The following is a 21360-nucleotide window of genomic DNA, read 5'->3' as shown; positions in this document are numbered from 1 at the left end:
CTTTTTTCACATTCCCCCAACCAATGGTTATTGCTCCTTGGAACAATCAAAACCTTCGATTTTCTTATTTTTCTTCTTTTGCCTGCTCCAATTCTTCAAGAATCTGAGCTGTAAGACCTTTTCTATCTGTTTTGAAGTGGAAATAAGGTCTTTCGGTAATTTCTCTGATCTCTACCGGATACTCATGTTCTTCCAGTGTATCTTTCAGCAGTTCTGCTACTTCCTCAAGTGTCTTTGTTCCATCAAGAATCACAAACAGATATGGACGATAATATCCTTCATGCTCCTGATCCGGAACAAGACAGAAGAAACCATCTTTTACACCAGGAGTTCTAACTGTTTTTGTCTCCATTCTCATTACATGAAGCGGTTTGTCTCCGTAAGCTTTGATTTCACCACGTCCAAGGATATGCACAATTCCCTGCTCTGTGATATAAGCTTCATCTCCTGTATGTAACCATGTGTTTCCATCTGAATGTTCAATAAGAGTCTGCTCCGTCAGTTCTTCACCTCTCCAGCCTGAGTAATGAAGCATCATAGACGGACCTGTCATACAAAGCTCTCCTGATTCTCCGTAATTTAATTCATTCAGATCTTTGTCAAATACACCAAGTACAGTTGCTGTCATCGGCATACCCACACATCCATCCTCTAATGGGAACATTGGGTTCGGCAATGTGAAGTTTGAGCATCCCTCGCTCTGTCCATAACCTGCACTTAATTTTGCCTGAACGTTGTGTTTATGGAAGAACTCTTCTACCTCTGCATACTTACGGTCATTCATGGCCTCAGCACCTGCACCGATTGTTCTCAGATGAGACATATCGTAATCTTCCGGAATTCTATCGCTGGCCATTAACAGTTCGCAATAACGCGGAATCAGTGCCCAGAAGTTTGGTTTGCGATCCATAAATTCAATGTCAATATTCTCTAACGGACAGAATGGATCAAGTGATACCATTAATCCTGTAGAAAGTGGGAAAATTGTCATTGAAACTGTTACCGCGATCAATGCCGGTGGAAGAATTGGTGTCCACCAAACTTCCTGCACATCTGACGGCGGAATAAAGATTGACATCTGGTATGCAGTTGCTACTATATTCGCTGAAGAGTGAATTACAAGTTTAGAGATTCCTGTTGAACCACTTGTGTAAGCTCCAAACACAGCTCTCTCAGGATCTACAGACACAAGATATTCACCTTTGAAGTTTCTTCCCATCTCCATAAACTCCTGCCAGCTCATATCACCTTCTGTTGTCTCTGTCACTGCCTGATAGCGGGCAGTGATTTCTTCTAATACATAATCTTTCATCTGGCTCTTGTCTGCATATTCAAATGGTGACACTTTAATCATACGTGTCATCGGAGTTGTTGTACGGAATAACTCTTCATCTTCTTTTGAAAGATAATCCATTACAAATGCTGTATCTGTTTTACATTTACGGATTGCAAAACAAAGTTCTTCCGGTTCGTCATCACGGCAAATAATTGTTAAACCAACTTTTTCTGCTGCAAGAAGCAAAATAAAATGAGCTGGCGTACATACTAAAAAGGACGGAACTCTGTCACCTTCGTTAAGTCCGAGGGCTTTCAGTGCTCTTGCTGCAACATCTACTTCTTCCCATAACTGCTTCCATGTAATCTTATTTCCATAATACTCAAATGCGATCTTATCCTCATTCGGGTTTTTCATTTTCAGAAAAGCTTCGATTGTCATTCTTGGTATCTCGATATTTCTGAACTGTTCCGGATAAAAGTTCAGCCATGGTTTATCAATACTTGCTTTACCTGTCAATTTCTGCTCTGTAAAATTCATAATTTTATCCTCTTTTCTTTTGTTTTTCACGCTTCGTTTTGGAAATAAATACAAAATCAGTAGGTAAATTATGGTTCTTTTATTGCAATTTTATTTCCTCTGTTCTAAACTAATATCATACTATCAACTTCTTTAAAGTATTTTTAAAAGGAAGGGGGACATATTACAAGTTATTCTATACTCTGTAATATAACAAAAATATGAAAGATAAAAACCGTTTCAGCATTTTGCTAGAACACCTTATGGCTACTGCTGAGCTAAAAAATAGTATTCTCGCAAAAGCTGTTCAGTATGATGACTCCTATATCAGTAAATGGATCAGCGGAAAACTGTTGCCAACTGAAAAAAATCATGAAAATACACTTCAGGCTATCAGTCACTGTATTGTTGAAGCTCTTTCGGAAGAAAGCACTACACAACTGTTACAGGAATATCAGCTACAGGATATCAAAAATCTTGAAACTGCTATTTATGACAATCTCGAATCTGAATATATGTATGTAAAAGAATTACAAAACTCAACCGGTACAGAAATAGCTCCAAAGATTTCTTATTATCCGGAGCTTACATTAGACCAATTCATTTTTAAAATGAAACATCCTTCACTTCGAAAAGTTAATTCTCTAAACGTATACGCAATTGTTGATATTTTGAATGTCGATCCTAATTACCAGCTTTTGATTGCAGAACTCAACAGTGCACACGGAGACCGGAATCTTATTCTTCCAGGTGTACATTTTTCACTCCTTATAGACCTAGAATCTGCCGCTTCAACTCCTACTTATACTGCTGGGTTTCTAATGAATGTGATGACCAATCTCGCAAATATTGATTTTAATCTTTATAGTGGTTCACAGGCACAGCGCAAACTTATTTTTGCAATCAGAGACACTTACGCAATCTCAGGAATGCTAGTGGACAGCAATCACTGTCTTGGAATCACTACAATTGAAGACAGTGATCTAACCAATGAACTATATCATAAGATTCGGCTTCTTTGCAATAAGGAAACATTGTTGATCCGTAAAACAACAATTTCAGAAATGATTCACCGATTTGAATATGAGCAGGCACTAATTTCGCAGAATCAATATTGTCTCATCGGACATCTGACAGAGCATTTTCTTCCAGAAGATTTATGCATGGAACTTCTGGATGAATACTGCCTGAATAACAATGACCTCCAAAAGCAAGACATCAAAAAACTAACTCACCTGACACAACGTATTTTGGAGACCACACCAATCCATCTGATCATTTATGCTTCAGTATTAAAAGATTTCACAGTTACTGGAGAACTTGATTTCTTTGGTGTAAGAATGTCGTTAACTATATCGCAAAGACTGCGTTGCCTTAAGAACCTGGAGCAAATGTTAAACAGACTTGATTTTATGCACGTATGCGTTCTTCCGGAAGGACTTCTTTCTGATCATCAGCATATAGCACACCCGACACTTTTCATGTCAGATTCCATGTGCTATCTTCGTTTAAAGAAACTAACTCCGGAATATAATATCTGCATTCCGAATAAGATTCTATTGCATCGTATCTTTGAAGAGTTCTTCGATGATGTTTGGAATTCTAATGTTGATAAAAATAGCCATAACACTGTCGTCTCCATGCTTCAGCATGCAATTCGTGCAATAGAAATTATGCTTGAAGTCAACTAAAAATGAACATCTATAAAGTAATCCCCTACCTGTTGCTATTTCAAATCAATCTGCAACTGGCAGGGGATTATTTGTTTACTCATATGCTGTCTGATTCGGATAGTTAAATGCAATATAGCTCTTTCCGCGGTTAATTGATATTTCATTTCCTGATTCATCATAAAATGTTAATCTTGATAATTCATTATTTTCCTCTTTACTCCAATGAATCTTCTGTTTTGCACCATTCGAAATATAATATCCCATGGAGTCTTCCCAGCCATCCCAGTCAACTGCTTTATGTCCCAAATCATCTTTGACAGAGATAGTGGTCTCTAACACAAACACATTGGTAAAAGCAAGCTGGTTTCCTGTTTTTCCGTCTATCTGGGCATTTCCGTCAATTTCTTTTTTATAAGTATTGCTTGCTTCATCATAGACAAGTGTAGCGGACTGTGCGCCAAAATCAATACTCACTTTCTTACACACATCCTCTGATGGTTTCACTTGTTCATTTAATCCATTAAACTGAAATGCTGTCCCTTTCTTATCCTCTGCAAGGTCTGTTCTCTTTCCGGTATTTTGCACTACTTCTGCAAACTTTGTTCCATCAAAATATCCTGTGTGTTCCAATGCATACCCCTGATTCCGACGTTCCATATCTCGTCCAAACAGACCTCCTGCATTGTAAATTCCATCATACTGATCCAGTTTCAAAGCTTCCAGATAATCTGCGATACTGTCATCAATTCCCCAATTTACATAAAACGCATCAAATCCCTGAGACAGTGCCGGGAAATAATATCTGCAGCTTCGTATCGCGCAGATCTGCGGAACAGTTGTATAATCCGCATAAAGAGCCATAAAACGTGTCTGATCACCCTCTACCGGAATTTCAAAGATAATATCTGCTTTTTCTACTCCGTACTGTGGCATTGCTGCCGGAATATTATTCACCATAACCGCCACCGGACGTTTACCAATAGCAGCATCTGTCAGATCTGCAAGACCTGTCAGCAGGTTTTGATTTTCCGGAATCTTTTCTTCTTCCGGTTCTTCCGGCACTTCTTCTACTGATTCCGGCTTTTCCACTTCTATTTTCTTAGTTGGTGGTTTTTCTGTTTTTGTCTCCTTTTTCTTAGAGCAGCCTGAAAGAGCCAGAACTATCATAGATAAAATCAGTAACAGGCCCATCCCCCTTCTTTTTTTCTGCCCGCCTCGCTTCTTCTTCATACACTTTCCCTCCCTTACATTTGGAATATAACGAATATTATTAACTGAATTAATTATATCATCCCTCAGTGTCTTACACAATCAAAGAGAAACATATTATGCAAAAAGCACAGTGAATAAATCACTGTGCTTTCTGCGTATAATCTTCACAAGTTGAATCCTGTTTATAACTTATGATTCAGATCTCATTCAATTATTTTGCTTTTCCATATACATACTCCGGTGTTCCACCAACAACCTTGTTTCCGTTAGAGTCTGTATGGTATGGGAATACCCAGTAGAAGTTCCAATCTGTGCTGGATGCCTTCTTATCTGTAAATGTTGTGCCTTTTGTTGTCATACCAATGTAACCATATTTCTCGCCTGGATGGATTCCATATACAAGATATCCTTCTGCTCCGGCTGACTTCGTCCATGTAAGTTTTACTCCACCCTTTACAGATGAAGCTTTCAGGTCTGTAACAGCTGCGCATTTCTGTGCCTTACCATATACATAATGTGCTGTCAGTCCTGGATACATCTTGCCATTCTCATCTTTGCAATATGCAAATACCCAGTAATAGTTGTAATCACTTGTAATTGCTTTTACATCAACGAACGATGTCTTAGATGTCATACCGATATAGCCATACTTGTTACCGCCTCCACGGATTCCATAGATCAGGTATCCTTCTGCGTCCTTCACTTCACTCCATGTAAGTTTTACCTTACCTACTGAAGAAGATGCTTTCAGGTTTTCTACTGCTGCAAGTCTTTCTTTTTCAACTACGATTTCCTTAGTTGTCGGATTAACAACTTTCTTTCCATCTGGTGATGTTACGGACGCTGTATAAACAACTTTTCCTTCTTTTGTATAAGTTGCTTTCTCGACTGTTTCACTATCGATCTTAACTTCCGGTGTCTGAACATGTGTTGCATCATTTGCACATGTAAATGTTGCTGTTGTTGTCCACTTACCATCTTTTTCTTCCCAGTCTGACCATACCGGATCGCCGTATTTGTGACCAAGTTTTGCAATTGCTACTTCTTTTGTCTCTTTTGCAAGTACAGTATTATCATCTGTTGATGTTACTGTTGCTACATAAACATCTTTTCCTGCTTCTTCACATGTAGGTGCTTTATATGCATCTGTATCTTTTACTACAGATACGGATACATTTTTCTGAACTTCTCCACATACGGAACACTTCACTTCATCAACTGTTACTGAAGTGCCTTCTTTCTGATCTGTCTTATAACCTGTGATGTTTCCATCATCATCTTTGATTGCTGCTGCATCCCAGTTGAATTTTACATCATCGTATGCGTGCTTTCCTGCTTCACCTTTTACACTTCTGGATATTTTATATTTATATCCATCTGCAGTCTTACCTTCTGCTTTGTAAAGAGTAACTATACCATCAGTACATACACCAGTTCTTTCAACAACTTTTGTCTCAACTGTAACTTTATCCGCCAGTTTCTTCTGAATAGAATCAATGTTTGCTTTATTTGTTTCATTTGTATCAGAGGAAAGTAAACAATCAAGTTTATCTACTTTATTTGCACAAGATTCACATTTTAAAGTCTGGAATGTAACTGTTGCGTTATCTTCACTCCATTCTGCATCTTCTACAGAATAAGCATGACCTTCAGCTGCGTTCTTCTGTGCTGCATCCCAAATTGCTTTTCTCTTTTCATAAGTTGTATTTGCCTGCTCAAATTTTGATTTTACAGGTTCTGTAATACAAGCTCCACATTCTGGGCATACGTAGTTGTCAGCTTCATTTGCTGTATCGTTTGATTTTGTATAATATACCTCATGAAACTTGATGTAATGATGCTCATGAGCTGTATCTTTCTTTTCGTTTCGTGTGCCTTCTTTAATCAGTCCACAGTCAGAACAACGCTCTTCTGTAAATTCATTACGTCCACAGAACGCTGGTACAGTCACTTCTTTATAATCATGAGAAGAGCCTGCAAGTTTTTTCATATCAACTTTGTCCACAAAGTTTGCTGACCACATGAACTCGTCATTATCGTTCTTCTGGTCACCCATGATACTTGCATACTTTTTATAATTTGTGTAATTCGGATTATAGTCTGTTTCTTCAAATTCATATCCGTAACTATTATGATCAGTCATGCTTGTTTTTCCGGAAATGAATGCAAAGTTTGTAGCAATGGATACAACCATTGTTCCGTCACTTTTAATTGTCAATCCTGCAATCGGATGATTCTCAACAGTAAGTGCTCCATCAGTTCCATTAGCTACTGTGCTGAATGCCATACCGCCGAATAATTTTGTTTCGTCACGAACTGCTGATACTGTATTATATTCTTTCACAGTTGCTACTTTTCCTGTTGCTGGATCATAAGACATGATGTCATTTGATACATTGAAGTAAAGTATTCCATTGTAAAGAGCGGCTGTAAGTCCAATTGATGGGTAAACACTCTGCTCATCTTTAAACTGTGCATACAGTTTTGTAAGTGCCTTATCCTTTACTAATTCGCCATCTTTGTTGCGAACTTTTACATAAGTATCTGTGTCATCCTCATTGTCTTTTGCTGTAAAATCAATCAATGTCTCATAATCACTGTCTCCCTCTCCTCCGTCGGAATCAGTAATCTTATGACGAACCAGCTTATATTCTGCTGATTTCTGCTGAGTTGACATACTTCCGGATGCTCTTGAGAACAGATCTGTAGAATCATACAGATAGTACATATAAGTTCCATCAGAGTATACATTACTTGCTGCACGTGCCATCCATGCCTTTTCATACGTCTGATCGTTTGCTGTATCCTTATAAAGTGATCTGATCTCACTGTAATTTCCATTATACAGACTTTCTGAACTGCTGTGACTGAACATGAAGAATGCATGACTCATATCTCCATCTGTCTCTACACGATCACGGCTCATAACCTCTGTATATACGTCTGTATAGCATGGATCTACATAATACCATTTTCCATCTACCTTAACAGCATTCCAATAATGATCGGATGCGAAATTGTCTTCTGTATGACCAAACATTGTAACTTCTGACTGGAAGGAGATTCTTACAAGGTCAACTGTATAACCTGCATTTGTATCAATCTTTCCATCTGCATCGTAATACAAGTCTTTTGATGTCTTCCAGTTAGAACTTGTATATCCTGCATTTGCATCTTTCAGATAGATATTCTTATCCATGCACTGTACAAGATATGTATATGCCTTCGAATATCCAAGACATACAGATGTCCCAAACCCAAGTGCTCCAAACTGAGTACCTTCCCAGTAATTAAGAATACCTGTTGTAAGACCTTCTGCAGCCTGTTTAGCATAAATCGGAACAGCATCATTTGCTGTAGTATCGTTTGTTCCATCTCCGTCAAGATCCACAATCTTATCGTTCGCCATAGAGTTCTGAGTCAGCTGCTCTACTGTCATCTTTGTCCCTGGCTGAACCTCGACTCCATTTTCTTCTGCATCTTTAATAAATGCATCTGCCTGTGTTTTTAACTGATCTGCTACTTCTGCGTTAAACTTCTCTCTTACAAATCCATCTGGATCCGCATCAATAGCGTCTTTGTTCTGCTGAACAAATCCTTCTGCCTGCTCCTGTGCAGCTTTTTTCTCTTCATCTGTAGCAGCGCTTTCATCTTTTCCTAAAGCCTGCTGATATACGATGTTCTGGATTGCTTTTTCATAAAACTGCTGGAGAAGATTATTTTCGATTCCTGCAAAAATCTGATCATGGAAGTTCTGTTTAATCTGCTTCTCGTATTCAGAATAAACCACATTATAAACATCCTGCTCGTGCTCCTGTTTCTGAGGATTCTTTGCGATCATCGGTTTATCTTCATCATTCTTGCCTGAGTTCATGATATAAGACATATCAAATGTATTCTCATGTGCAAGCCAGTCGTTAATAACAAGAAGCTTCTGTGCTGTAGTCTTTGCTCCTGATTTTGAGATAGCATCAAGCACGGAATCTCTTGCACTGGTAACATCTTTACCATAATACTGAATACCCAGCTTATCTCCATACATGAAGTTCATGATCATACCTGTCAGATCATCATAACTGTATTTACCATTTCTGACATCATCCACAGATGCTCCGTCAAGTGCAAGCATCTCTCCCATAATTCCAAGACCATCTTTTTCATCATTAAAGTCAAGGAAAAATGGATTCTGAACTCCTAAGTATTCCGCATTATCTTTCCACTGATTCAGATACTGCTGGTACATTCCAACAACTGTATTAATCTGGTCTTCTGACAATGCATTCTTCTTTTCTTCTGCAGCATACTGTGCAATTGTAGATATATCGTCTTCAATTCCTGCTTCGCCGCCTTCAAGTTCCAGACCTTCCAATGCTCCACGCAAGCTCTTGATTACTGGATCTTTTTCATCAATTTCTACGTCTTTCGCAATGGCTTCTGCTACTGCTGCATTAGCCCCTTGAAAATTAATTGATGGGATAGAAACTGTATATCCATCTTCTACAGTGATATTCTTCTCTCCTTCTTCAACCTGAGCTGTTGGTGCTTCTTCCTGTGTCTGCTCATCTTCAGGAGTTACTTTATCTGCTGCATCAGAATTTTCTGCATCTTCTGTTGGTTCCTGAGCAACTACGGCACCATTGTTCTCTTCTTCTGCCACATTATCTGTCGGTTCTGCATAAACAGGAGCCGGAACAGATGTTGCAAGCATAGCAGCTGAAAGAACGATACCTAAAAGTTGTGTCTTTTTCTTTTTCATAGTTCTCCTTTATTTCCTTTCTCAAACAATTTTCATACTCTCCTCTGAGCGCCCTATCCATTTTTCGCCCGTCATCACCCCTTTTTCTTCTTTGGACCTACCCTCCTTCCTTGATTCAAACGTGCCTGCAATAATTATAAGTAAATAATTCAACAAAAACAAATAGTAAGTCCATATTAGATATAGTATATCACCTAAAATCCGGAGCGTCAATTAACCATCCATGTTTTTACAAATTTTGCAATCTGTAAAATTACTCTTCCCACCAAATACCAAAAGCAGATATTATGCCACATTTTCATTCAGCTTTCACTTCTTTGTGTCATAATACCTGCCTTTATTTATTTCTGTTTGCGCGTCTCACCAGGTTCTTTACACAAAGATAGTATGTATTGTCCATATGGTGTCTTACGTAAACGACTTCCTAACTTCTTCAATTGTTCTTTATCAATAAATCCTTTTTTATATGCAATCTCCTCTATACAGGATACCTGCAATCCCTGGCGGTTCTGGAATGTTGCTACGAAATTAGCTGCATCTATAAGTCCATCCGGAGTTCCCGTATCCAGCCATGCAAAGCCGCGACCCAGAAGTTCCACTTTCAGTTTTCCCTCTTGAAGATATCTGTTGTTGATACTTGTAATCTCAAGCTCTCCACGTTCGGAAGGCTCGACTTCCTTTGCATACTGTACAACAGAATTATCATAGAAATATAATCCCGGTACTGCATAGTTAGACTTTGGTACTTTCGGTTTTTCTTCTATAGAAAGTACATTATTGTATTCGTCAAATTCTACCACACCATAGGCTTTTGGATTCTTTACATAATATCCAAAGATTGTGGCTCCCTCGCGTTCGTTCACCCTCTGCAAAACAGGGGAGAAGCTTTGTCCATAGAAAATATTATCTCCCAGGACCAGTGCCACATCATCTTCACCGATAAAATCCTCTCCAATGATAAATGCCTCTGCAAGTCCTCTTGGTTTCTTCTGAACTTTATATTCGAATCTCATTCCGAGCTGTGAACCGTCACCAAGCAGTTCTTTGAACACACTAATATCTCTCTCTGTCGTAATAATCAGGACATCCCTGATTCCTGCAAGCATAAGCACGGAAAGTGGGTAATAAATCATTGGCTTATCATAAACCGGCAAAATCTGTTTTGAAACTGCCTGTGTAATCGGATACAATCTTGTTCCTGATCCTCCGGCAAGAATAATTCCTTTTCTCTTCTTCATATGATCTGCTCCATTCATCTACTATTTACAGATGATACATCTCTTTATAATAGTTCTGATATTCTCCGCTTGTAATGTTCTCCATCCAGTCCAGATTCTTGAGATACCATTTTATCGTTTTACGGATTCCCGTCTCAAAGTCTGTCTCCGGCTCCCAGCCAACTTCTTTGCGGATTTTGTCCGGTGCGATTGCATATCTTCTGTCATGCCCTTTTCTGTCTTCGACATATTCGATCAGATTTTCATTAATATGTTCTCTGCGTGGGTCAGTTTCCGGAAGTACATCATAGAGCAGTTTCAAGATTGTCTTCACAATCTCGATATTTCTGCGCTCATTGTGTCCGCCAATATTATAAGTCTCACCCAGTCTGCCCTTTTCCTGTACCATATCGATTCCCTTAGCATGATCTTCTACATACAACCAGTCTCTGATATTGAGTCCATCTCCATAAACCGGAATTTTCTTTCCGTTCAAAGCATTATTGATGATCAGTGGAATCAGTTTCTCCGGAAACTGATATGGTCCATAGTTGTTACTGCAATTTGTAATATTGGCCGGGAACTTATAAGTATCAATATAAGCCTTTACCAACATGTCTGAAGATGCCTTACTTGCTGAATATGGACTGTGTGGTGAATACGGTGTTGTCTCATAAAAGAATGTCCCATCCTCCTCCAGAGATCCATACACCTCATCTGTTGATACATGGAGGAACTTTTTCCCTTCTTTATAGGTTCCGTCTTCCTGTTCCCATGCATTTCTTGCAGCATTCAAAAGAACTGTCGTTCCAATTACATTCGTCTGCACAAAAATCTCCGGATTCTTGATACTTCTGTCTACGTGGCTCTCTGCCGCAAAATGTACAACTCTGTCAATATCGTACTCCTGGAAAATCTTATTCACAGCTTCTGCATTACAGATGTCTTCTTTAATAAAGACATAGTTTTCATTGTTTTCAAATTCTTTCAGATTTTCCGGATTTCCTGCATAAGTAAGTTTATCCAGATTAACAATTTTAATATCCTTATACTTTTTAAACATATAATGAATATAATTGCTTCCGATAAATCCGGCTCCACCGGTTACTAAATATGTTTTCATTCCCTGTTTCCCTCGTATTTTTACTATTTTTATCTGATCTTTTTCTAATTTTATTTTAACATACCGTTTTTTAATTTAAAATAATTAATTGGAATTTATTGTTTTTTCTCTTCAACCGTTTTTCCATCACTGTTTGCATATCCTTTGATAATCCCTATCGTCAACACAATAAATACCGCTCCGAGGATCATGACTACTGCTGTGTAAAAAACTGATATTCCGATCATTCCATGCTTTTCTGTGATTGTTTTTCCACCAAAAACAAACAATAAAAAAGCTAACAGATATCCTATATTCAGCAGTTTTTGTTTTCTTGCGACAGTAATGATCATCTGCAGGAAATTTACAATCGCAAGTGCTCCTCCTCCGATCAGCAAAATTACAAGTGCTTTCTTATAATCTGTCAGATCCACACCGTAAATTAATGACAAGACAGGAATTCCAAGTAAGTATCCCCCTATGATCGCAGCTACAGAAAGCAACAGGATCAAAGCAATCTGTCGTAAAATCAGCTTATTAAACTGACTGATCTTTTTCTCATGCCATAAAAGAGCCATTTTGCTGATTACCGGCTGATAGACAAACTGACTCAAAAGACTTATAACAAAGACCGGCATGAAAATGTAGGTGAAACATGCCTGCGCTTCACTTGACATCACCTTATCAATCGCATATTTCGGTGCATTTCCAATGTAAATCACCAAATAGGATGCTATAAAAAGCGGAAAACATTCTACAAATATATTTTTAACATTTTTAATTTCAAATGTTTTCTTTTTTATTTCAAAGCCTCTTATTGCCGTATAATTCAATATCACGAACTGAATAAATGATACAAGCAAAGCCACTGCAGATGTCAGGATAAGGTTTTTGCTGAAATAATAACATACTAAATATACAAAAATATAAGTACACATTCTGATAGACAGGATCTTTCCGGCCACATCCAGGCGAAGATATTGCTGGAACATTCCATGAATCACATCTTCTACCGCATCGATCACTTTTGCCAGACAGATTAGAATTATAACTATAGATTTTGAAGAATTATACAATCCTGATGCAAGATTCACTCCGACATAAACAAAAGATGCAGCAATCATAATTATACTCGTTATGATTCTCGCAACTGTATATTCTTTAAAACTATATTTTTCTTCGACATCTGACACTTGAAACTGGCGTATTCCATATTTTCCTATCGCCATCATAAGATTTCCTATCGCAAATGCAATTGTAAATACGCCCGCATCGATCACCGGATCAATGCGGGATATAAGCATCAGTATAAATACTGTCTGGAATGCATTCAGCATTGCTGCACATGTATTCCACAAGTACGCCGACTTCATTTTGTCCTTACTGTCAAATAGAATCTTTTTTATCATAATCCTGCTCTTCCATATACATAGTGTGCTGTACCGCCCGCTACTTTATTTCCATTACCGTCTGTATGATATGGGAATACCCAGTAAAAATTATACTCATCTCTTAATGCATTTTTATCTGTAAACGTTGTTCCTGTTGTTGTCATGCCAATATATCCGTAACTTCCTTCTCCTCGAATTCCATAGACAAGATAACCTTCCGCACCTTCTGATTTTGTCCAGGTCAACTTTACCCCTCCACTGACAGAATATGCTTTCAGGTCTGTTACTGCTTCACATTTTTGAGCTTTTCCATAAACATATTTTTCCGGCGCACTTCCGGCGAGCATATTTCCTTCTGAATCTTTACGATAAGCAAATACCCAATAAAAATTATAATCACTCGTCAATGCTTTTGTATCCGAGAAGGAAGTCTTGCTCGTCATCCCAATATAACCATACTTCCCGCTACCACGGATTCCATAAACTAAATATCCATCTGCCCTCTTTACTTCTGACCAGGACAGATTCACCGCACCTATCTTGGAAGAAGCTTTTAAATTCTGAACTGCTTCCGGTTTTTTATTTGTAGTTTCTGCACCGAAATCCATGTTCAGATCTACTTTTCCATCAATTCCATCAACCGTACCAGAATCTGTACATTGCCACATTGAATACTCTCCCTGGTAAGTACAGGTAGAATTGTACTGTGCGACCCAATGATCAACGGTATCAAAATAAGAATCTGTCAGATAATTTGTAAACCAGTCTTTATTCGCATAAACTGCCACATCATATCCTGCATCTTCTATGATACTACAGAATGTCTGTGCAACTTCTGCGATCTCTTTTGTGCTCAGTTTTTCCCTCACACTATTTTCTTCCAGATCATAGTAAATCGGATAAGAAAGATCATATCCTTTGATCAGACGAAGTACATGATTTGCTTCGCTTTTTGCTGCTGTCACACTGTCTGCATAAGAATAAATATAAGTACCAAAAGGAATTCCTTCTTTTGTACATGCATCTGCATTTGTCTTCCAATATGGATCATCCTGACTTGTCTCATCATCTCCATATCCACAACGTATAATTGCATAATCTACATCTGTTGCCTTTACTTTTGCCCAGTCAATGTCTCCATTCCACTTACTTACATCAATTCCTTTGGCAACAGCTCCTATAATTTCTTCTCCCTGGTCATTATAGAATTTCCCGTCTTCTTCATACCACGCATCCGAAGAACTGCGCAGATATTCTGCTGTATCAGACAAAATTGGAGTTCCATCTTTGTACCTCCAGCTGTTGCTTCTGTCTTCTCGTTGTGCCTTCTGTGGCTCTGTTAAATCTTCTTGTACTGATGTACTTTCTGTTTCTTCTGCAAATACAGTAACAGAAGGTAATGTTTCCAAAACCAGAACTGTAACAACCGCCATTGCAAGTACACGTTTAACTCCCTTATTCTTCATACTTTCTTCAACCTTTCCATGTCTACTCCGACGTTGTCATGCTGCCTGACTGCTTCATTCTCCTACAATATACCAGTTATAATCATAATCTTCGGATTTTGTCATATCTCCCGGAGCAAGTACAATATAGTAATCATTTGCATATTCCAGGCGATAATCATTCCTGTGCAGGAATTTCATAAACCAGTCTTTTTTTCCATTGTACTGATTATATAATTCACTTTCAATCAAAACATCGTAATTATATTCCTCAAACCCATAATAATTGTTTGTTCTGCAGAATATAACAACCGGTTTTTCCTCCCAGTTCTCTTTTGCAAGTTTCAGGTCTTCTTTCAGTTTCTCTTCCGTATAATTCGGATTGGTAACCCATGGCTGTACATAAGATTCCATTTCATTCAATGAATACATTAAAATAGCTCCGCCAAATACCATTAATGGACGTTCTTTCTCCTCATCTAAATGATTTATGCAATCCAGAACACCATTGACAGCATCTGCTTCTCTCTCTGTTGTCTTCATATATTTTAATTTATCACTGTTAACAAAATATCGAAGTGAACTTCTATCCACACTGTCAAAATTCATTGTGCAATAAAGCATGTCTGCAAATTTCACTCCCATGCAGACAAGAATAATCCCTGTACAGGCTAAAACTGCACCATGTCGGATTTTCAATCCATATTTTTCTGTCATTGCATTAACTGCTTCAAGTGCGGCTTTACTGAAAACAAACCTGCAAACAGCGGATACTGCAAATGGAGCAATAATCCAAAATGCAAGAATCACGTGTTTTGTTCCTGTATTAGAACCTGCAATTGTCAGAAGTGGAAGCATAATGGCACAGATTCCAAGAATAATCAGATCTGGATTTCCATTCTTACTATACATGTTAAAAAATACATAGCAAAAAGTTACTACATACAATATACCTATAAAAAAGGACGGACCTGTTGTCATCTGCGGCCAGTTTGGTACTGTATTTACATCATATGCATAAACCAACATATAAACAGCAATTCCAATCACTACTGCGCTGAATGCAATATTCAGGATTATTTTCTTCGGATGAATTCCTTTTAATGAAAACAAAATATTCATTCCTAAGAGAAGAATCATAGAAGCAGCAAGATAAATAACTCCCGAAGCAATTGCATCAAGATTTCCAAATATAAAGGTAGACCAGAGATTTTCCATGCTGTAACCGCTTCCGGCCGTAGATGCAATACCAGATAATCGAAAAATATTATTGATAAAATATTCAACCTGACCTGTAATTGCCAGAAATGCTGCCAGAACTCCGAACGTTGCTGCTACTCCTCCCGCAAAGACTCCCAGATGCTTCATAAAATATTTCACATCTTCATTGTTATATAAATAAGAGAAAACATAGATAAAGCATGTAACCAATGCTGTTATACTACCCATTCTGGAAAAGACAACCAATGTCAGGAAAATTCCTGCGACAAAACTATATTTAAACTTCTTCTCAACTACAGCCTTAAATTCAAATCCAAGAATAAGAATCAGGAAAAATACATTGAACTGGTGATAATTGAAAATATTCAAATATGTATCTGATGCCATAATTGCAATAAGAATTCCGAATAATGTCTGTAAATCACCCAAATATTTATGAAATACCTTATAGACAGTGAATGCCATAACCATTTCCACAATTACTTCCAGAAGATTTAATCCCCAGATTCCTAATCCACCAAATATCTGAAGCCATCCCCATGCAAGTACATTTGTCAGATAGCAGGTAAAACCAACTTTATCCGGATTGCTATATATATTTTCATAGTTAAACATATGAATCCCAGTATCACCCAGGTCAATGCCAAAAAAGCTGCAAAGAAATGGATAGAGAAAAATTCCTGCGATCAACACAATCTTCGCAATTTTTTCAATTTGTTCCTTCTTACTTAACAACTGCTCCTTTTTACTTAACAACTGTTCTTTATTCATCCTCTTTCATCCTTATACTTTATTAATCATTTAAGTATTTTTTTAAACACACAATATCATATGTATCCCATTTATATTTATCAAGATACTCAAACCAGATATCTTCCTGATTTTCAATATTTTCCAATTTCTTTAAGAACTCTTCCGTATGTTGTTCTTTCGGAATAATTACGACTCCGGTATCATCGCATACAGCAATACTTCCTTCATATTTATCTCTGTGTTCTTTTTCAATTACACTGTCTAACGGTTGTTCAATGTATTTATTAAAACAGCCCACCGGACTAAATCCTTTACACCACATCGGATAATTCTGCTTAATGATATCATTTGCATCTCTCATATTGGCATTTGATATAATCGCAACTGCCTCTCGATACAGTACTGCAAACTTTGTTACAAGCTCTCCGATAATTGCACGGTCACCACAGTTAAAAGCTTCGATCATTACAACATCTCCGGCCTGCACTTCACGGATCTGTTCATGTATGCTCCAGTTTGATTCATCCAATGCGTAGATCCATTTTACATTTCCCACCGCAAAATGCCCTCTGTTCACCGCATGAGAATCTTTAAATACGCCTGTTTTCCCCAGACAGTCTGCTACTTCTGTTGTAGAAATTCGATTCATTCTGATTTTTCTTATGATTTCGTTCTTAATATCCATGTTTTCTCCTATGATTCGAAAGATACTTTCAATGTATTCTTTACTTCTTTTTCAATTTCTTCAATTCTCTCTTTTGATTCTGCACGTGCAATAAAAAATCCTACTCTGGAACGATCATCCTGTGCCTTCTCTATAATATCGCCTTCTTTAAATTCAAGCTGAAGCTGTAAAATTTCCGGAATTGCATTAATCTGCTCAACACCTTCAATTTTGGTAATCTTCTTTCCTTCTGATTCGATATCCAGAAATTCCAGAACTGCTGCTCTTTCTTTCATTTTCTCCGCATCTGATATATGCAGTTCTTCCACAGATGGAGTCTTGCCAAGTGCTGCATTGATCAGCAGCTGATAGTTGTCTACCCCTGACATAAATGGAACAATATCAGAAGCAATTCTGCTTCCACCTCCACGTGCCGCCATCTCAATCAGATAATAATCTCCATCTTCGAACTTGTATTCGGAATGTGTGATCGCATATTTAATTCCTGTTCCGCTGATCAGCTCGTCATTTGTTTTTCTGAGCAGGTTATAATCAAATGTCTCATTGTAGTTCGTAAAAAACAACTTTGAGGCTATATTTCTGTTATAAGAATAATGTTCTTTCTGAGAGATCGCCAGTGTATGGTGTGTTCCATCAATCACAATACCATCCACAGTAAATTCTGTGCCTTCAATATATCTTTCCACAAGCACATAATCGCCACTATTTGTAAATGCTTCCGTCTCTGCGAATCGATCCCTCAATTCCTGTTCGGATTCTATCGTAAATATTCCACGGCTGGACTGGGAATCCAATGGCTTAATAATCACCTTTTTTCCCAATTCTCTGTAGAACTCGATTGCTTCTTCTACATTTGTACATAATCTGTACTCCGGATACTTAAATTTATTTTCCCGGCAATACTCTCTCATTTTAAATTTGTTTGTAAAAAGTTCTGCCATTTCATGACCAATTCCAGGACACCCCATCTGTTCTGCAACATAAGCTACTGTTGGAACAGCAATATCACTCTGATCTGTCAACACTGCATCAATCTTATATTCCTTTGCAAGTGCCAGATTCTTCTCTTTGTCTCTTACATCCATTACACCTGTAAAATCCGCGTACTTAAATCCAATAGAATCTTCATAAAGATTTGAATTCACTACTTCATATCCCAAACTTTTTACTTTCTTAATCAGTGGAACCTGCCATGTTCCCCCTGCAATTACCATTACTCTTTTCATCATTCGCTCCGACCTTCCTTTAAATCTACAACCTTTTTTACAACAGGTCTTCTCCGTCTTTTACAATACTCTCTATTACATACTGTGGCTGATTATTGATACACATATAAATTCTTCCTGTATACTCTCCGATAATTCCAAGCACTCCCAGGATCAGACCTCCTAAAAACAGTGTAACAGCCATCTGCGATGTATATCCCACTTGAATTGTAGGTATAATCAGTTTTCTTATTAATGAGATAATTCCTAGCAACACTCCGCATACAGAACTGATAAATCCAAGTGCACTTCCGACTCGTAAAGGTTTAATTGAAAATGCTGTAAATCCATTGATCCACAGTTTTAATAATTTCTTAAAATTATAGCCGCTCTTTCCTGTTGCTCTTTCTCTCTGTTTCAGATGAACATTTCCTATCTTTCCTGATGTTCTGAGTAGAAGTCCTGCAATGTAAGGATATGGATTCTGATATTTGACCATCTCTTTCACTACAAATCTTTTTGCCATAAAAAAAGATGATAATCCTATCTCTTTAGGCTTATCAATCATATGATACAGCATAAATTCATTCACTTTTGTACCAAATCTTCGAACAGCCGATTTCTGTGTAGTCTCTGTATATTTTGCGCAGACTACATCATATCCTTCCTGCATCTTGTCATAGAAATCCCAGACCATTCCTACCGGTGTCTGTCCATCATCATCTGAAGTCATAATATACTTTCCGGATGCCTGGTTAAACCCTGCCAGCAATGCGTTTGGCTGTCCGAAATTCTTAGCAAAATTGATTCCGATGATTCTTCCATTTTCTTTTGAAAGCCGATTGATCAATCCCTTTGTATTATCTTTTGAATTGTCATTGACCAGAATAATCTCATATTCAAATCCTTCTCTTTTTTTCATTGCAGCTTCAATCTCGCTGATCACGCCTTCCAGATTCTTTTCTGAACAATAGCATGGAATTACAAATGAAATATCCATTCAATCATTTCACAGATCAGATTTTCTAAAGTATTAAAATCCGACCTGTGTACTCCTTTCTCTTTATCTCGTATAAGCCATCTCTGTACTTTTTTTATTTTCCAGACAGATACTGCGTGCCGGAACATAGACACTATATGGCTCTGTATTCTCTTTGACAAATGCACCTGCCCCAACCAGTGTTGCATATTCCAGCGTCCTGTTTCCAAGTACCGTACTGTTAATTCCGAGAAAACAATTATTCTTTACAACTGTTTTTCCTGCGATAACAGAATCCACTGAAAAGAAATTATAATCTCCAACCTGCGATTCATGTGAAATCTGGCTTCCGTTCCATATAATGTTGGAATTTCCAATCTTTGTTCCATACGCCAATGTAACATGTTCGAGAATAATATTCCCCTCGCCCATTGCAACACTCTCGTCTACTACACTCGGATGAACAAAATTTTCGATCCTATATCCTTTTCTTTTCGCATCTTCAAACTTCTGCTGTCGAATCTGATTCATTTTCTTATAACCAAGCGCAATAACCATCGTATATTCTGTTGGTGGATATGCTTTTTCAACTTCTTCATAAGCCACTGCCGGCAGACCATCATAGGTATCACTTTCAAGATATGCTTTATCTACCGTATATGCCACAGTCTGTACGTCTGCATATTTTTCAAAATAATATCGAAGCATTTTCCCAAAATCTGTCGTACCAAAGATCACACATTTTCTCTTCATTCTTTTATCCTCTGTTTTTACTATACCGGTTCTTTTACTTTCCACTATAAAATGCTTTTACTTTCTCCGCAATGTAATCTACATTTTCTGCTTCGAGTCCATAATACATCGGCAAACGCAGAAGTCTTTCGCTTTCAGTCGTCGTATACTTATCTTCCCCACGGAATTCTCCGTATTTCATACCTGCCGGAGCTGTATGCAGTGGAATATAATGGAATACGGAAATAATACCATTCTCTTTCAAGTATCCAATCAGTTTCTGACGTTCCTCCAGATCTCTCGCTTTGATATAGAACATATGAGCATTATGTACGCAATCCTCAGGAATAACCGGCATTTCAATCTTTCCTGCTTCTTCCAGTTCCTTTAAAGCTTCATAATATCTGTTCCATGTTTTCATTCGATCATCATAAATCTCCTGTGCCTTCTCAAGTTGTGCCCAGAGATATGCTGCATTCAATTCACTTGGAAGATAAGATGAACCCGCATCCATCCATGTATATTTATCAATCTGACCACGGAAAAATTTACTTCTGTTTGTTCCTTTTTCTCTTACGATCTCTGCGCGTTCAATATCTTCCGGATCACGAATCAGAAGTGCTCCACCTTCTCCCATGCTGTAATTCTTTGTTTCATGAAAGCTAAAGCAGCCGTAATCACCGATTGTACCAAGTGCTTTTCCCTTATAGGAAGCCATAACTCCCTGTGCAGCATCCTCTACAACCTTCAGATCATATTTCTGTGCAATTGCACAAATCTCATCCATCTTACAGGCTACACCAGCATAATGAACCGGAACGATTGCTTTTGTCTTCTCCGTAATCGCATTCTCAATCAGCCTCTCATCAATATTCATTGTTTCCGGATGAATATCAACAAATACTGCCTTGGCACCTCTTAATACAAACGCATCCGCTGTTGATACGAATGTATAGGACGGCATGATCACCTCATCCCCTGGTTTAATATCCAGAAGGATTGCTGCCATCTCTGTAGCATGTGTACAGGATGTCGTCAACAGTGTCTTGGCTGTTCCTGTATTTTCTTCAATCCATTTAGAACATTGTTTTGTAAATGCTCCATCACCACAGATTTTATGATTTTCAATTGCTTGTCTGATATAATCGATCTCTGTTCCGACGATTGGTGGTACATTAAAATTAATCATTCTCT

General features: G+C 37.9%; 14 protein-coding genes. 1 reads left to right on the top strand and 13 read right to left on the bottom strand.

Annotation, left to right across the window (positions count from 1 at the left end):
* Positions 1-64 precede the first annotated feature (64 nt).
* Positions 65-1816: an AMP-binding protein gene (locus tag ACZ47Z_RS03780; protein WP_117826813.1), complete on the bottom strand. Its 1752-nt coding sequence runs from the start codon at positions 1814-1816 to the stop codon at positions 65-67.
* Between the two features lie 242 nt (positions 1817-2058).
* Here ACZ47Z_RS03780 and ACZ47Z_RS03775 point away from each other — a divergent pair, with 242 nt between their 5' ends.
* On the top strand, positions 2059-3486 hold the full coding sequence (locus ACZ47Z_RS03775) for a hypothetical protein (RefSeq protein ID WP_054753396.1): 1428 nt from the start codon (positions 2059-2061) through the stop codon (positions 3484-3486).
* A 75-nt stretch (positions 3487-3561) separates the two neighbouring features.
* Here the strand turns inward: ACZ47Z_RS03775 and ACZ47Z_RS03770 are convergent, their stop codons facing one another.
* The 12 genes from ACZ47Z_RS03770 to rffA form a co-directional block, all read right to left on the bottom strand.
* Entirely contained in the window at positions 3562-4698 is a 1137-nt protein-coding gene (locus tag ACZ47Z_RS03770; protein WP_464525896.1) for a DUF3048 domain-containing protein, read from the bottom strand.
* 193 nt (positions 4699-4891) lie between these two features.
* On the bottom strand, positions 4892-9436 hold the full coding sequence (locus ACZ47Z_RS03765) for a fibronectin type III domain-containing protein (RefSeq protein ID WP_054753394.1): 4545 nt from the start codon (positions 9434-9436) through the stop codon (positions 4892-4894).
* 341 nt (positions 9437-9777) lie between these two features.
* Positions 9778-10674, bottom strand: a complete 897-nt coding sequence (gene rfbA, locus ACZ47Z_RS03760; protein WP_464525895.1) for a glucose-1-phosphate thymidylyltransferase RfbA — start codon at positions 10672-10674, stop codon at positions 9778-9780.
* A gap of 25 nt (positions 10675-10699) precedes the next feature.
* Positions 10700-11776 (bottom strand): dTDP-glucose 4,6-dehydratase, encoded by a 1077-nt coding sequence (gene rfbB, locus ACZ47Z_RS03755; protein WP_055147732.1) that lies wholly within the window; start codon positions 11774-11776, stop codon positions 10700-10702.
* A gap of 95 nt (positions 11777-11871) precedes the next feature.
* Positions 11872-13164, bottom strand: a complete 1293-nt coding sequence (locus ACZ47Z_RS03750; RefSeq protein WP_117827378.1) for a lipopolysaccharide biosynthesis protein — start codon at positions 13162-13164, stop codon at positions 11872-11874.
* Positions 13161-14612, bottom strand: coding sequence for a GH25 family lysozyme (locus tag ACZ47Z_RS03745; protein ID WP_054753386.1), 1452 nt, complete (start codon positions 14610-14612; stop codon positions 13161-13163). Before ACZ47Z_RS03745 ends, ACZ47Z_RS03750 begins: the two co-directional genes overlap by 4 nt.
* A gap of 54 nt (positions 14613-14666) precedes the next feature.
* Positions 14667-16583: a glycosyltransferase family 39 protein gene (locus ACZ47Z_RS03740; protein WP_117827379.1), complete on the bottom strand. Its 1917-nt coding sequence runs from the start codon at positions 16581-16583 to the stop codon at positions 14667-14669.
* Between the two features lie 22 nt (positions 16584-16605).
* Positions 16606-17250: an RraA family protein gene (locus tag ACZ47Z_RS03735; protein ID WP_055147718.1), complete on the bottom strand. Its 645-nt coding sequence runs from the start codon at positions 17248-17250 to the stop codon at positions 16606-16608.
* An 8-nt stretch (positions 17251-17258) separates the two neighbouring features.
* Entirely contained in the window at positions 17259-18479 is a 1221-nt protein-coding gene (locus ACZ47Z_RS03730) for an ATP-grasp domain-containing protein (protein WP_054753378.1), read from the bottom strand.
* A 34-nt stretch (positions 18480-18513) separates the two neighbouring features.
* On the bottom strand, positions 18514-19455 hold the full coding sequence (locus ACZ47Z_RS03725) for a glycosyltransferase family 2 protein (protein WP_020437266.1): 942 nt from the start codon (positions 19453-19455) through the stop codon (positions 18514-18516).
* 63 nt (positions 19456-19518) lie between these two features.
* On the bottom strand, positions 19519-20187 hold the full coding sequence (locus ACZ47Z_RS03720; RefSeq protein ID WP_464525894.1) for an acetyltransferase: 669 nt from the start codon (positions 20185-20187) through the stop codon (positions 19519-19521).
* A 34-nt stretch (positions 20188-20221) separates the two neighbouring features.
* Positions 20222-21355, bottom strand: a complete 1134-nt coding sequence (gene rffA / locus ACZ47Z_RS03715; RefSeq protein WP_020437268.1) for a dTDP-4-amino-4,6-dideoxygalactose transaminase — start codon at positions 21353-21355, stop codon at positions 20222-20224.
* Between the last annotated feature and the right edge of the window lie 5 nt (positions 21356-21360).

The sequence above is a fragment of the Mediterraneibacter faecis genome, assembly GCF_055383675.1.
The sequence above is the reverse complement of the archived record's forward strand: the minus strand, read 5'-3'. Positions and strand labels throughout refer to the sequence as shown.